This window comes from Paenibacillus pabuli NBRC 13638 (genome assembly GCF_001514495.1).
Lineage (GTDB): Bacteria > Bacillota > Bacilli > Paenibacillales > Paenibacillaceae > Paenibacillus > Paenibacillus pabuli.
Map to the genome: position 1 here is coordinate 116,454 of NZ_BCNM01000017.1, position 14,605 is coordinate 131,058.

Here is a 14,605-nt window from a genome sequence, read left to right on the forward strand (position 1 = left end):
TTCCATGGGATGGAGGTCAAGTGGATTCTTCGGTATAGCAGGAAAAACAGCAGCAGACTCAAACGGACGTATCATATCGCTTCAACGGGTGAGCAAACGACTTGGGGCTGTGCATGTATTGAGTGATATCAATCTGGAAGTAGATCAGAGGGAGTGTATCGTCTTGGTGGGCAGGAATGGCTCAGGCAAAAGCACGCTGCTGCGTGTGCTGGCGGGCATGTTACTGCCTGAATCCGGATTGCTGCGCAAGCCCAGGCATGGGCGGATAATGTATGCACTGGATGGATTGCCACGCCTGCCCTTCACCTCAAGAGAGTACCTGTGGGAAATGGGACGCATTCGCGGCATGCGCCCTGAAATATTGCGTCAACGGATAGGCGAATTATGTGAGCTGTTATTCTTGGGCACGGCGCTGGATCAGAACCTGTCACAACTGTCCAAAGGTACTTTGCAGAAGGTGAATTTGATTCAGGCTTTGCTGCCTGGCCCTGATGGATTATTACTGCTTGATGAACCATTGTCCGGTCTGGACGTTCCGGCCCAGGAAGCAATTGTAGCTTTGCTCAGACAGTGGAAACAGGAAGGAAGTCAAATCGTTACAGCTTGCCATGAGCCCCTGCTGATTGAACACCTCGCGGATCAGGTCATCGTGTTACAGAAGGGAAAGGTGCTGCGTCGCTGGAGTCAGAAAGATTTGCAGGAAGCAGGTGAGCCCGCTGTGAGTATTCAAAGTGTGATGGAAGGGCAGGGAAAATCCGTTGTCGATGCGTTTGTTGAACAACCTGGAATCATTGCATGCCATCGCAGCTTGGTTCGTCAGGATTATGGACGGGAAGTATGGGATTGGAAGGTGTCACGCAGTTCAGCAGATCGGATTATTGGAATGATTTTGGCTGCCGGCGGTTCCATCGTGTCTGTGCAGCCGGACAAGAGCCGATTAAATATGGAAGAATTGATGGAGGGGAGACACCCCGGTGAATCCATAATCAAGGAAGCGGCAGAGCTCCTTTCATCCACGTCTCCTGAAGGAGGCGACCTCCCATAGTTTACTTGACGCGTTACTTGTTAAAACATTACATACGTTCACAGAAATATGTTGCGCCGGTGATCTTTTATATCATTACGATGCTGCTCATCTATTCCTACAAACCTAATCCGGTTGCGGACAGTTACAGTGTTACGGCCATGCTGCTCTTTTTTGGTGCGGCCTGGCTGGGCTTAACGGTAATGAATACGGAACCTGCGGGGCAGTATCAATTGCTTGTTCTGCATGCCGGAAGCAAACGAAAGGTTGTCTTCTCACAATTGATCTGTGCATTAATCATGCTGTTCGGCCTGACTGCAATTACCGTGTTATATCCGGTTGTCACCGGCATGTTTGGAAGGCTGCCAAGTGCTGGGGAGTGGATCATGGCTTGGGCCGGGCATCTGGCGTTGTCGCTCCTGGGTCTGGGTCTCAGTGTTTATTTTCAAAAATCATACATTCCTATGCTGAGTCGCAGTATGCCGCCTTTCATTGTTGTATTGTTATTATCGTTTGTCCAAGGTTCATTAAGCGGACGTTTGCCTGAATCCATACAGTGGGTTGTCAAAGTTCTGCCTCCGGCATTTTATCTGGTTCGTGAGATGATGCTGTTTGAAGCATCCGAGTTGGGGCCAGTTGTTTTGACGACAGTGTGGGCTGTACTTTATGCCATCGTTCTACTCATCACTCATATATGGTTATCGGGAAGAAGGGACTTGCGAAGTTAGAAGTTATTATTTTGCAAAACTTGAATGTTCGTGTACGTTTCGTTACCATAGAAGGACGTTAGAATGGAACGCATTGTACGGAAATAAAGGGGGCGCTCGTTTATGCATAATTCAGACATGCAGCGTGGTGACATGCTGGACAGCGAACACTCCAGAGAATTGTTTGCCTATTACGGATTGGCTGTATATTATGGACAAGCGCTGGAACAGCAACTGGTCAATCTGATTCTATTGATGAAAATGTCTCAAGGGAAGGCCGTTTCCGAAGAAGATCTGGAAGATCTGTATGAACGGAAGATGGGCAGTTCACTGGGGCAGCTCATTCATGAAGTGCGCCATCATTTCACCTTTTCAGAGGAAGAGACTCGTCAGTTAAATGAATTATGGAAGCAGCGCAATAGCATTGTACATCACTATTTCAAGGAACGAATTCATGAGACATTCAGTCCTGAAGGGCGATCGCGCATGATCAAGGAACTGGAAGATTTCAAAGACCGTGCACAGGAACTGGAGATTAGTCTTCAGCAGTACGTCGTTGCCTGGATTGCAGAGCTGGGACTGGATGATGAATCCGCAGCAGCGCTGCAGACCCTCGAACGTATGCATGCAGAGTGTGTACACGCCCGGGCACTGGAAGAGGATGAATCATTGTGATGGAAGGCAAGTCACGGATACGTAAAATAAAAAGCAGACACTGGCTTGGAATCTCTATTGCATCGCTCGTGTTGATTGGGATCATATGGACGATAACTACCGCCTGGCTCATCTGGGCGTATATCGATGAATATTCCCCGAGACAGAGTGATGCAGCCATTATCCTCGGTGCAGCCGTAGAAGGAGATAACCCCTCACCCGTATTTCGCGAACGTATTGAGCATGCCATTTTATTATATCGTCAGGGGACGATTAGCCATCTGATCTTTACTGGTGGTTCTGGCAGTATAGGAGAGCGTCCCGAAGCTGAAGTTGGACGAGATTATGCCGTTGCACATGGCGTAGATCCGGCAGATATTCATATGGAGACGGAATCGAGAATTACGGAGGAGAATCTGGTGAATTCGCTTAGCGTCGGAGAACAGGCGGGGTTTAACACCTATACGATTGTAAGTGACCCGTTACACATGAAACGGGCGATGAAGCTCGCTAGCGGGCTCGGCATGGATGCTGTTCCGTCCCCGACACAAACGACGGCTTACCAGACTTGGCGCAGCCAATTTCCTTTTCTGGCACGAGAGACGATATTATATATGGGATACACGATTAAAGGATGGATAGACAATCCGCAGCAGCACGAAGAGTGACTGACTGCGAGATTGTCTTTTTATATGGAGGAATTATTACGTTGTATGCAACCTAACGGATCATCGATGACTGTATAAATGAAATAACCGATCTGCCTCGCAGACCAGGGGGTCCGGGGGCAGATCGGTAGGTTGCTGATTATAATTTTATTCATAGCGCCTATCCATTCTATTTACACGCTGCCTCCCGCAAAGGAGGATGAGGTACGAATAGGCTCGCCCAATGGATTGTTTCCATTCATGTCCGGTGCTGCTTGGGCTCCTTGCTGCAGCTGATACATTTGATAATAGCGTCCTTTAAGTTGCATTAGTTCATCATGTGCACCTTGTTCAACAATACGTCCGCGATGCAGGACCAGGATCTGGTCTGCTGAACGAATGGTAGAGAGACGGTGAGCGATGATGAAAGTCGTGCGTCCTTTTTTGAGGACTTCGAGCGCATTTTGAATTAATGCTTCCGTTTCAGTATCGATATTCGCCGTAGCTTCATCGAGAATCAGGATAGCCGGATCGAATGCCAGCGCACGAGCGAAGGAGATCAACTGCCGTTGTCCGGCAGATAACGTGCTTCCTTTTTCGATAACCGGCTCGTCGAATCCTTGCGGGAGATGGGCAAGAATTCGCTCAGCACCTACGTCGCGCAGCGCCTGTTCAATCTGGGCACGAGTAATCTTCGCGTCTCCGAGACTGACATTGGACGCCACGGTACCCGTGAACAGGTACGGATCTTGCAATACGATGCCCATATGTTCGCGAATCCACTGTTTGGGCAGATCCTTGACGTTCTGACCGTCGATCGTAATCTTGCCTTTCTGTGGATCGTAGAAACGGAAGAGCAGGTTGATGATCGAACTTTTGCCGGAACCGGTATGGCCTACGAGGGCGACTGTTTGACCTTGTGATGCTTTGAACGAGATGTTGTTCAGCACATAATCTTTTTTATAAGCAAAGGATACATCGTCAAACACGACATTCCCCTTGTATCTTGGCATCGAGCCATCGGTTACCGGTTCACCTGGTTCATCCATCAGTTCAAATACACGTCCAGCGGATACCAGTGAGGAATCCAGGTTCGCGAGTTGGTTCACCATACCCGTAATCGGCTGGAACAAACGTCCGAGAACGTCAACGAATGCATATAACACACCCAACGAGATAATACTCGTGCCGTCCAGCACACTGGAGCCAAAGTACCACAGAACAACTGCAAAAGCCATATTCCGTAATACGTTAACCAGGTTGTGAGAGGTGAAAGCGTTCAGGTTGAGCATTTTGTTTTGGTGTTTCATATAATCATCATTCAGATCCTCGAATTCCTGTTTGGTCTGTTTCTGATGACGGAATACCCGGATAATCGACATCCCCTGAATGGATTCGTTAATAATTGCATTAATCTCGCTCAGGCGTGAACGAATAATGGTATTGTACCGCGTAGCGATTTTACGATAGAGCACAATCCACAGAACCAGCATCGGTACAACGAACAGCGAGATCAATCCGAGGCGGAAATCCAGCAGGAAGAGCGCAACATACACACCCGTAATCGTAATGATCCCTGAGAAAAAGTTGGACAGAACTGCAACGAACAGATCCTTGACGGCTTCCGTATCGTTGGTGACCCGGGAGACCACTTTACCTGCGGGCAGGTTGTCAAAAAAGTGTACCGGCAATCGCTGGATGTGCGCATACACATCATTACGCAGTCTTTGAATGACTTTGTTGGCAGAAGATTGCAGCCAGTATGTTTTACCAAATTCCATAATGACCGAGATGACTAGGAAGATCATGTAATACACAATCAGTTGATAGATGCTTGGCATTTCCGGTTTGTAAAAGGCAAAGAGTTCACCAGCGGATAAAGGCACCGCCGCATATTGACCCATCACTTCGCCTGCGCGTGTTACTGTCAGTGTTCCATTCGCATAGGTTCGATCCCCATCGGGGGCACTAACGGGTTCATTCACAAAATAAAAACTTCTTCCGGCTTGCAGTACGCGTACCTCGGTACCCTTCGTTTCATCCGCTTCAAACCGGCCTTCACGTTTATAATTCTTTCCATTATAGACGGCCGCTTCGCTTGAAGCTGTGGTCTCATAGAAAGGCTGCTCAATGGCGAGCAAATGATTGTCGATCATGGACTTGGCGATGAAAGGGCCGGCCAGCTCAGCCGCAACACCAATCGTAAGCATAATTAAAGCGGCAATAAACGTACCTTTGGCTTTCAGGGCGTATTGAAGCAGCCGTTTGCCTGTATTAGACTTCAAAGCATTGACCTCCTACGTGGACAAATTAGACTCCACCTGTTGCCGTTCATACTGTTCACGGTACCAGCCGTTCATAGCAAGCAGTTCCTGATGGGTTCCTTCTTCCGTAATTTTTCCGTGCTCAAGTACGATGATTCGGTCAGCATGTTCAATAGCAGACAGGCGATGAGTCGAGATCAGCGTCGTTTTGCCAGAGCGTTTGTTGCGTATATTTTCAATAATTTTGGCTTCGGTTCGTGCATCGACGGCAGATAGAGCATCATCCAGAATGAGAATATCCGGGTCGGCGATAAAGGCACGGGCCAGTGATACCCGCTGTTTCTGTCCACCAGACAGCGCGATCCCTTTTTCACCAACGAGGGTGTCCAGACCATCGGATAATGTGCCCAGATCCCCATCAAAGGCTGCGGTACGAATCGCTTCCATAATCACGCTGTCGTCCGCACCCGGTTTACCGAATTGAATGTTCTGACGAACCGATTTGGAGAACAGCACCTGTTCCTGCGGAACGTATCCAATCCAGCTGTGCAGGTCGTCTTTGGCGATATCCTGAATCGGATGTCCGGAGATGCTTAACTTGCCTGATCCGGCAGGGTATTCATGCAGCAATTGTTTCAGCAGGGTTGACTTGCCACTACCTGTACGTCCCACGATACCCAGAGTCTGCCCGCGACGAAGCGAAAAGCTGACATGGCTGAGATTGTCGACGGTAGAACTAGGATAACGGAAGGTGACGTCCTGCATCGCGATCTCTTCCGGGTTGGTAATGTGAGCAGGTTGCTCAATATCTTTTACAGCAGGTTCTACAGATAAAGTCTCATTAACACGATCCAGTGATGCACTACCACGCTGCATCAGGTTTATCAGTTCACCGATGGCAAACATCGGCCAGATCATCATCCCCAGGTACATATTGAACGATACGAGATCCCCCAGGGTAATTTCATTATGGAAAACAAGATAAATACCATAGGCAAGTGCAATCACATAACTGAGTCCGACACATAACCGGATCGTGGGTTCGAACAATGCATCCATCTTGGCCACGGCCAGGTTTTTGCGGTATACATCTTCCGTGACATCAGCGAACCGTTTTTGGTCCATACGTTCCTGAACATAGGCACGCACGACTCGAATACCGGCAATAGATTCAAGCACCTGATCATTCATGTCTCCGAATGCATCCTGTGCCAGTGTATATCGCTGATGCACAGCTTTACCATAGATCATCATGGCGATGGCGATAAAGGGCAGTGGAAGGATTGCGGCCAAGGTTAATTTCCAGCTGACCAGAAATCCCATGGCGAATAATACGGTTGCCAGAAAGGCAGTGGAGTCGGTTAACGTCAGCATGCCGAAGCCTGCTGTGGTAGCAATGGAACGAAGATCATTCGTGGCACGTGCCATCAGATCGCCGGTTCTGTTTTTCTCAAAAAAAGGCGGGGTCATTCGCAGCAAATGGTCCATAAAACGTGACCGAAGCAAGCGTTCAACCAGATTGGCACCGCCAAACAGTTTGTGCATCCATATGTACGTTGTAAGATAGATGATAATAACCGTTCCTAAAATAAGTAGGATATAGCGTGTGAGGGAGGCGCCAGTGATGGAACCGCGTACAATCTCGTCAATGGCATTACCCAGAAGACGAGGAGGCAGCAGTTCGGCTATGCCTACCAGAATAAGCAGGATGACACCGATGAGGTATCGTTTGCGTTCCAGCCGGAAAAACCAGGCCAGATTTTTAAGTACAGAGAACAAGTGGTATCCCTTCCTTTCAAGTTCGTGAAATGCATGTTCCGTTCATGTGCAGCCGTTTGAACCCACAAAAAAAGACATACCGCACGCAGGCGGTATGTCTTGGGTATCATTCATACGGCAGCATGGCTCCGAGAGCAGAGCCACCACCGTTAGATAAAGTTCGATTGTGAGAAGCAAAACAGCAAACCTATTCAGAGGCTTCTGTGATGCGGACTTATGAACGAAATAACGATTTCATGGGTGCTCCGGTATTTAGTTGTGTGCTAAATTGATGTAGATCGTCATTGTTAAACACCGTAACCACCCTTTCTTTTTTGGTAATAAATTGCATGTGGATCTCGTATGTTTGCATCTTAACATCGAATTTTACAATCTGTCAAACGTTTTTCAAAAACGAAATATCTAATGATTAGTAACGGGCTAACTCCGTAATGATGAACTTTTATTGCATATTTGCGGTGTGGAAGGTTTGTAATCGAGCCACTGTAGCGATATGATGTAACATATATATAGAGAAGGAGTTGTCACCAAATGAGTACCCTACATGTATCTGAGCGAGCTGCTCGCTGGTATAAGGAAGAACTGAATTTGAATGAAGGAGACAGCATTCGATTCTTCGCCCGTTATAGCTCTGGCGGAGGACTTCATCCCGGTTTCTCACTGGGGATCGCTGTAGAGGAACCGAGACATCCTGCGGACCAAACCAACGTATCGGGGATTCAATTTTTTATGGAGGATCATGATTACTGGTATCTGAAGGGGCATCAACTTCACGTAGATGTAGTTGAGGAAGGACAGGATATCGAATATCGCTACACAGAGATTTAACGTGATACATCTGCGTATATAGAATGGCACATCACCGGTCGCACCGATTTTCGAACAGGAGGAGATACGAAGTGAATCCGCCAGCCCGAGATTTGGCCCAGTATATCGCGAACCGCTCTTATATTGTTGTAAAGGCTGCGGTTCGGGCCGAGAATGAACAAGGTGAATTGTTATTGATTCAGCATGCTGAACACGGTCATTGGCGTATTCCTGTGGGACAGATGCGCCCGGGAGAAGCCATTGAGGACACCGCGCACAGAGAACTCTGGGAGGAGACGGGGTGGACTACCCATCATATGACACTTGAGGGTTTGCATTCCGGTCCGAATATGAGACATTTACATGCCAGTGGAGATGAAGAATATTACGTCATCGCGATGTTTAGAGCCCAGATTGTTCAGGATTCGCTTGTAGAGTCGCGAGTGAATAGTGAAGCAGGTCTGAAGTTCTTTGATCCAAAATCATTGCCCAAGCTGAATGATCTTAGCCGGATATTGCTAAAGTATCCCCGAATGGAATAAATAAACGAAGAAAGAAGCCTTTCCGGCCGGGAAGGCTTCTTCTTGTCGTGTTCTATATGAGATGGAGCCAGGTTAAGAAGCAGGGGCGTTGTTCCTCATAAATGACGGGTTTCAACAACTAGACTAGACTTGATCAAGTGGTTCTTCATCGTCCATTGCAAAATCAAAGTCGTCAATATCGAATACCCGTACAGGAGATGCCGATTCGATAATACGTGCAATTAATTCAACCTGATCGGTCAGTATAGGGATATCCAGACGCTGTGAAGTGAGCAGCAGTTCAGTCTCAATGGGATCGAAATATTCACCGAATTGAGCGGTATCAACCGCATTAATGATAGCGATGGATACCTGGTCACCAAAAAGAATAGACGGACTTTTGGCCCAGGGAATAGCCAGGGCGCGCTCTATTTTTTTCTTATTCAGCGGTTCTTCAAAATAAGAAATGATTTCGTTGATTTTGGATTTCACATGTTGGTCATCTGCCGGATTATCCATCAAAGGGTCAGGGCTGGTCTGAAATTCATATAACTCAAGGATGGTGGTATAAGGAACAATATATTCAACCGGCGCCGGGGGCGCGAGTAATTGACCGTAAATTGCCACCATCACGGCTTCGGTAACAAATTGACGTGACATGGGTTCCTGAATCCTCCTGCGGCCATTTAATAGTTGCGAGTTGAATCAATGATATGGACTGGAAGATCATCCAATTGATTCCTCTGCTATGGACTTGACTTGGTGCTTAATTGCATGAATAGAAGTATATCATACAACGGTGGGAAAAACAGCCAGTCAGCAGAAGGATGTCAAGTCCCAACTTTTCTCATGATTTTCCTAAGAGTAAAGACAGAATTCCTGCGGCAATCAGGGGGCCGACGGGTACACCCTTGAACAAGGCAACCCCAAGAACAGTACCAATAAGCAGTCCGGCAACGACGGTAGGCTGTGTACTCATCAGCGTAGCTCCACGTCCACCCAGATGGGCGACTAGTAAACCGACCCCAATGGCAAGCAGTGATTTCCAGTGCAGAAAAGACTCTCCAATCGTCTGCAAACTGATTTTGCCGCTGGCAAGAGGTGCCATAACACCAATGGTCAGGATGATGATACCGACCGTAAGACCATACTTTTCCAGCCAGGGAAAAGCCTGATTTAGGTTCAGCACCCGCAGCAGCAACAGAAATACCATGGCTACGGTTACGGGTGTGTTACTGCTGATAATACCTAGCGCGGCAAACACGAGCAACAGCAGTGAGGTCATATCCATCGCTTTCATTCCCCTTCGATCTGCCCGCGATGACGACTTACGATATGTTCTGCAATATATCTTCCATGCCAGCGGCCTGATTCAATAAATACTTCATTGGCATTACGCCCTGAAGCGATAACTCCACCAACGTATATGCCGGGCACACTACTCTCCATCGTTTGCGGGTCATATACCGGTTTATCCATATCCTCAGACATCTCGACACCTATGGAAGAAAGCAGCTTGCGGTCGGGACGGAAACCGGTTAAGGCCAGCACAAAGTCATTATCGAGTTCACTTGTTGAGCCATCTGAATGGACCAAACGAACAGAATCATCCAATATTTCAGTCACACGTGAGCCCAGATGAAGTGAGATTCTGCCTTTCTGCACCATGCTTTCGAATAATGGACGAACCCATGGTTTAATGTGTTCCGAAACACCACTCCCGCGATAGACCATATCAATATGCACACCAACACGAACCAGTTCCATGGCGGCATCGACCGCAGAATTGCTTCCTCCAATGATGGCGACACGTGTACGGGTGTACGGATGAGCTTCCCGGAAATAATGAGTGACTTTATCCTTGTCTTCGCCAGGGATGCCAAGATAGTTGGGGTGGTCAAAATAACCTGTTGCAACAACGACATTTCGTCCTTCATGAACGATTGCCTGACCGCGACGATTTACCGTATGTACTTCGAACGTGCCATCGTCCTTGCGCTTAATTTCACGGGCTTCCTCATAGTTATGAACGCGCAGACCGAAGTGTTCGGCTACCTTGCGATAATAGGCGAGTGCCTCGTAACGAAAAGGTTTGTCGTTCGGTGTGCTGAACGGAACGTTCCCAATCTCAAGCAATTCCGCTGTACTGAAAAACTGCATATGGGTTGGATACAGATAAATAGATTGGACGATATTGTACTTCTCAACAATTACAGCTGATAGTCCCAGCCGCTCGCATTCAATGGCAGCTGATAGACCGCATGGGCCGCCGCCGATAATAATGACATCTTCCATGTTCTTAATCCTCCTTATTTCAAGCACTATAATCCTACCGTAAATACGGCCCTAATGCCAGTTTAAGAAGGGGTCCAACACAAAGAATTGATCCAGAAGCAGGAATTTGACTTGGAATAGAGAAAAGATTAGTATCAAATTAGATATTCATCTAAACGAAAGCGAGCTGAGCGATAATGCAACTGGAGAAGATTGTGGCCTACCACAAGGCCCTGGCTGATCCGACCCGGCTTCGGATGCTGCTGTTGTTGTCCCAGGGAGAACTTCATGGTCAAGCGCTTGCTGACAAACTCAACCTGTCACAGCCAACGGTTACACATCATGCATCCAAGCTAAGAGAAGCTGCGTTAATCAAGGAACGCAGAGAGAAAAACACGGTGTTTTTCTCTCTTAATCCTTCTTTTATTCGAGAGCATGCGCAGGCCTCAGTTGATTTTATTTTTAAAAGAGAGGAGGTTGCTGATATGAGTGATGTGAATGAAACGTTGAAAGCATCCGTCATGCGAAATTTTTTCTCCAAAGATGGACGGTTGCGCCAAATCCCTGCTCAGTACAAAAAAAAGCTGATTGTACTTGGTCATCTGGTCGAGCAGCTTGAATTTGGACGGAAATATACGGAGAAGGAAATCAATACATTTATTCAAACCTATCATGAGGATTTTGCCACCATTCGTCGGGAGTTCATCATGCACCAGTTCATGTACCGGGAAGATGGGATTTATGAACTGAATCCGAAGGAAATGTGGACACGGTGGGATCAAGTGAGATAAGTTTTGGGAAATAAACTTGACAAAAGCAGACGAAGCTGTGTAACATGATGGATAATTCTACAAGGGAGGCGATGTTAAATGACAAATCTAATGGCAGTATACGTTAATTTGAATATGAACAGCGTCTCCGGAACGGATCAATGCATGTAATTTTACGGCAGTTGGGCAGTATTGTTCGCAATACGGTCCATATGTACGTAAAAAGTAACATGCACAAATGAAGCCGCGGGTGACGTACCCGTGGCTTTTTTGTATGCCGAAATGGGGTTGTTTCTGGATAACGAGTACCGGATTGTCGTCTTGATGCGTCCGATATGAATGCCATATTAACAACCATTCGTTCGGCTAACTTCTTATTGCCGCGGGTGCAGTACTGCTCGTGGCTTATTTGGTTTGATGCCGGACCGGAGTGTTCATTGTTGATCGTTGTTAATGGCCTTGAAGGAAACACACTATTGATCGGGAGGAATTTTTATTTTGAATAACCTATTGGAGAAGTACGGCTGGTCTGCAAAATGGCAGGAGCTATGGAATCTGTCTGGAATGGAAGAACTGTTAAGAAAACCGGCAAGAATTATTGCAGATCATGGACAATTGCTTCGCCTGATGACGGCAGATGGAGAATGCTGGGGGCGGGTATCTGGACGGATGCGTCACGATCATGTGGAAACGGGTATTGTGCCTGCCGTTGGGGATTGGGTCGCTGTCTCGGGACAGACTGGAGAAGAAGCGATCATTCACAGTATTTTGCCACGTCAGAGCAGGGTATCCAGACAAGCTGCGGGTCCTGTGACGAAAGAGCAACTGATCGCATCGAATGTGGATACATTGCTGATTGTGGCCGCTCTCAATCATGATTTTAATCTGCGACGGCTGGAAAGGTACATTATGATGGCCTGGAATGGCGGGGTCAGACCCGTCATCATTCTAAGCAAAAGCGATCTGTGCGAGAATGTGGAGAAACAAATTTCACTGGTGGAAGGGATTGCTCCAGGTATTGAAGTGCTGGCACTGTCAGCTGTTCAGGACCAGGGCAAATCGTTGCTTGAGAAATTTCTGACTTCGGGCACAACGGTGGCCTTGACGGGTTCTTCCGGTAGTGGCAAATCTACTCTGGTGAACTGGATGATGGGTGAGAGTGTACAGCTCACACAGTCCGTTCGTGAGGACGACAGCCGTGGACGACATACAACTACCCATCGGGAGATGTTTGTATTGCCGCAGGGAGCTGTATTGATTGATACACCGGGCATGCGAGAGCTAAATTTGTGGGATGAAGGACAGGATGGGTTATCCCACGCATTTGGCGAAATTGAGCAGCTTGCTGCGGAATGCAGGTTCCAGGATTGCACGCATACCCGGGAAGCTGGTTGCGCTGTGAAAGAAGCCATTCAGGCTGGTTCATTGGATGAAAAAAGGCTGGGCAACTACTTGAAAATGCAGAAGGAACTGAAATTTCAGCAGCGCAAGGAAGAGGCAGCATCCAAACGACGGACCGCTTCAAGCAAACCGGTAAATTCCCGCAAACCCAAACATGTCCGCAGTACAAAAGACTGGGAAGAAGCCTGAAATCGGGTGGGCATCCCACTGTATCCTGCATAAGATAGGTCAGGAGGGATGTCATTATGCCGGATTATAGCATTATCGTGGACTTGTCAGACCACATGTTATATCTTTTGGATGGCTCACAAGTGGTTAAGGGCTATCCTGTCGCTACAGGCAAGATGCTTACGCAAACGCCTAACGGCGTGTTTACGATTATTAACAAACAAGAGAATCCTGGAGGGCCATTTGGTGCTCTGTGGATGGGGTTGTCAGCGCCGCATTACGGGATTCATGGAACCAATGATCCTTCATCCATTGGTAAATCTGTTTCTCATGGCTGCATACGCATGTACAACTCGGATGTGCTGGATCTGTCTTCCAAAGTGTCCGTAGGCACACAGGTAACGATCCGGCCCTAGGGCCGGATTTTTTACTCCAAACCATAGAGCGCATAGATAGCCAAAGCGAAAATCAAGCTTCCCATTGACCAATAAATCGGAATGGCGAAGGAAAGGGAGTGTTGACATGCGGATTAGACCAGCTCGTGAAGGGGACGCGGAAGCAGTAGCTCATGTACATACAGAGAGTTGGAAGACGACATATCGAGGGATTGTGCCTGATAATTTTTTGGATAATCTGACGAAGGAATCAAGGTTGCCGCAATGGGAGCGAAATATCCGCGCTGGCGAAAAGGATCAAATTCTGGTGGTGGCTGAACAGGCTAACGGGGAAATTGTCGGATTTGCTTGCGGCGGCAAGGAACGTGAAGGCAAGTTGCCATACGATGCTGAGCTGTATGCTATATATTTACTGAAAGAAGTGCAGCAAACGGGTATCGGCCAGCAATTGGCAAGACACGTCGTTCATTATCTCGATTCCCTGGACATGAGGAGCCTGTTGATCTGGGCATTGGAGCGAAATTCGGCTTGTCGGTTCTATGAAAAGATGGGTGGGGTCCCTGTTCAAACACAGCAAATCCGGATTGGCGGCCAAGATCTGCTAGAGGTTGCTTATGGTTGGGAGGACTTGACTCTTTTTGGAGAGAAGACGGTGCCTGGTAGTTGAATAAATAAAGGCTGAATTTGCTGAGCAATGAGGAACATCTTCCCATCAGAGGATGAAAGGATAACAAGGTTAATGAACTACTATACCGCTTTTTTGCGGATGTAAAACCAGAACAGCATATCGTGCAGCAGGAACTGTTCGGACCTGTTGCGGTAGTAATGAAAGCACAGGATGAGCAGGAGGCTGTACGTTTGGCAAATGATACGCCTTATGGATTAAGCGGTTCGGTCTTCACCGGAAATCTGGAAAGAGGGTATCAAGTTGCCCGGCAGATTGAAGCGGGTATGATTCATGTGAATGATCAATCCGTGAACGATGAAGCTCATGTCATGTTTGGTGGTGAAAAATCTTCTGGTATTGGCCTTTTCGGAGGCGATTGGGCTATTGAGAAATTCACGCGGACACGCTGGATCAGCATTCAGCATCAATATCGGGATTATCCTGGAGTGCAATAGTTCGACAGAGAACGCGGATTAGGAATAATTCTGTTTTATAATCAGATAGACTTCGGGAAAGAATGACAAAGA

At 47.5% G+C, this 14,605-nt stretch carries 15 protein-coding genes and 1 pseudogene; 11 read left to right on the plus strand and 5 right to left on the minus strand.

What is annotated here, in order from left to right; all coding sequences use genetic code 11:
• The first annotated feature begins 4 nt into the window (after positions 1 to 4).
• The 4 genes from PPA03S_RS22030 (at position 5) to PPA03S_RS22045 (ending at position 3,053) form a co-directional block, all read left to right on the plus strand.
• Positions 5 to 1,045, plus strand: a complete 1,041-nt coding sequence (locus PPA03S_RS22030; RefSeq protein WP_062326130.1) for an ATP-binding cassette domain-containing protein — start codon at positions 5 to 7, stop codon at positions 1,043 to 1,045.
• A 17-nt stretch (positions 1,046 to 1,062) separates the two neighbouring features.
• A complete protein-coding gene (locus PPA03S_RS22035; RefSeq protein ID WP_062326131.1) occupies positions 1,063 to 1,752 on the plus strand; it encodes a hypothetical protein in 690 nt (229 codons plus the stop codon).
• A 102-nt stretch (positions 1,753 to 1,854) separates the two neighbouring features.
• A complete protein-coding gene (locus tag PPA03S_RS22040; RefSeq protein ID WP_062326132.1) occupies positions 1,855 to 2,406 on the plus strand; it encodes a hypothetical protein in 552 nt (183 codons plus the stop codon).
• Entirely contained in the window at positions 2,406 to 3,053 is a 648-nt protein-coding gene (locus PPA03S_RS22045) for a YdcF family protein (protein WP_062326133.1), read from the plus strand. The genes PPA03S_RS22040 and PPA03S_RS22045 overlap by 1 nt, the downstream gene beginning before the upstream one ends.
• Before the next feature lie 173 nt (positions 3,054 to 3,226).
• Here the strand turns inward: PPA03S_RS22045 and PPA03S_RS22050 are convergent, their stop codons facing one another.
• Both PPA03S_RS22050 and PPA03S_RS22055 read right to left on the minus strand, forming a co-directional pair.
• The gene (locus PPA03S_RS22050) at positions 3,227 to 5,317 is read right to left on the minus strand and encodes an ABC transporter ATP-binding protein (protein WP_062326134.1); all 2,091 of its coding nucleotides are present in this window, start codon (positions 5,315 to 5,317) and stop codon (positions 3,227 to 3,229) included.
• A gap of 12 nt (positions 5,318 to 5,329) precedes the next feature.
• Positions 5,330 to 7,075, minus strand: coding sequence for an ABC transporter ATP-binding protein (locus tag PPA03S_RS22055; RefSeq protein ID WP_062326135.1), 1,746 nt, complete (start codon positions 7,073 to 7,075; stop codon positions 5,330 to 5,332).
• A gap of 531 nt (positions 7,076 to 7,606) precedes the next feature.
• Here PPA03S_RS22055 and PPA03S_RS22060 point away from each other — a divergent pair.
• The gene (locus PPA03S_RS22060) at positions 7,607 to 7,903 is read left to right on the plus strand and encodes a HesB/YadR/YfhF family protein (protein WP_062326136.1); all 297 of its coding nucleotides are present in this window, start codon (positions 7,607 to 7,609) and stop codon (positions 7,901 to 7,903) included.
• Positions 7,904 to 7,974: 71 nt separating this feature from the next.
• A complete protein-coding gene (locus PPA03S_RS22065) occupies positions 7,975 to 8,424 on the plus strand; it encodes an NUDIX domain-containing protein (RefSeq protein WP_062326137.1) in 450 nt (149 codons plus the stop codon).
• 123 nt (positions 8,425 to 8,547) lie between these two features.
• On the opposite strand, the gene PPA03S_RS22070 is transcribed toward PPA03S_RS22065, so the two are convergent.
• From PPA03S_RS22070 to PPA03S_RS22080, 3 genes are all read right to left on the minus strand, one after another.
• Positions 8,548 to 9,063, minus strand: a complete 516-nt coding sequence (locus PPA03S_RS22070; RefSeq protein ID WP_062326138.1) for a hypothetical protein — start codon at positions 9,061 to 9,063, stop codon at positions 8,548 to 8,550.
• Positions 9,064 to 9,250: 187 nt separating this feature from the next.
• Positions 9,251 to 9,694: a DUF441 domain-containing protein gene (locus PPA03S_RS22075; protein WP_062326139.1), complete on the minus strand. Its 444-nt coding sequence runs from the start codon at positions 9,692 to 9,694 to the stop codon at positions 9,251 to 9,253.
• A gap of 5 nt (positions 9,695 to 9,699) precedes the next feature.
• On the minus strand, positions 9,700 to 10,698 hold the full coding sequence (locus PPA03S_RS22080; RefSeq protein ID WP_062326140.1) for a YpdA family putative bacillithiol disulfide reductase: 999 nt from the start codon (positions 10,696 to 10,698) through the stop codon (positions 9,700 to 9,702).
• A gap of 176 nt (positions 10,699 to 10,874) precedes the next feature.
• On the opposite strand from PPA03S_RS22080, the gene PPA03S_RS22085 reads away from it, so the two are divergent.
• The 5 genes and pseudogenes from PPA03S_RS22085 to PPA03S_RS22105 form a co-directional block, all read left to right on the plus strand.
• Positions 10,875 to 11,468, plus strand: a complete 594-nt coding sequence (locus tag PPA03S_RS22085) for a DUF2087 domain-containing protein (protein WP_062326141.1) — start codon at positions 10,875 to 10,877, stop codon at positions 11,466 to 11,468.
• Between the two features lie 474 nt (positions 11,469 to 11,942).
• Entirely contained in the window at positions 11,943 to 13,037 is a 1,095-nt protein-coding gene (rsgA, locus tag PPA03S_RS22090) for a ribosome small subunit-dependent GTPase A (protein ID WP_411835244.1), read from the plus strand.
• Positions 13,038 to 13,093: 56 nt separating this feature from the next.
• Complete coding sequence (locus PPA03S_RS22095; RefSeq protein ID WP_062326142.1) at positions 13,094 to 13,432, plus strand: L,D-transpeptidase; 339 nt, start codon at positions 13,094 to 13,096, stop codon at positions 13,430 to 13,432.
• 106 nt (positions 13,433 to 13,538) lie between these two features.
• A complete protein-coding gene (locus tag PPA03S_RS22100) occupies positions 13,539 to 14,078 on the plus strand; it encodes a GNAT family N-acetyltransferase (protein ID WP_062326143.1) in 540 nt (179 codons plus the stop codon).
• Positions 14,079 to 14,182: 104 nt separating this feature from the next.
• Positions 14,183 to 14,533: pseudogene (locus tag PPA03S_RS22105) on the plus strand (aldehyde dehydrogenase family protein); the annotation flags it as partial.
• Positions 14,534 to 14,605 lie beyond the last annotated feature (72 nt).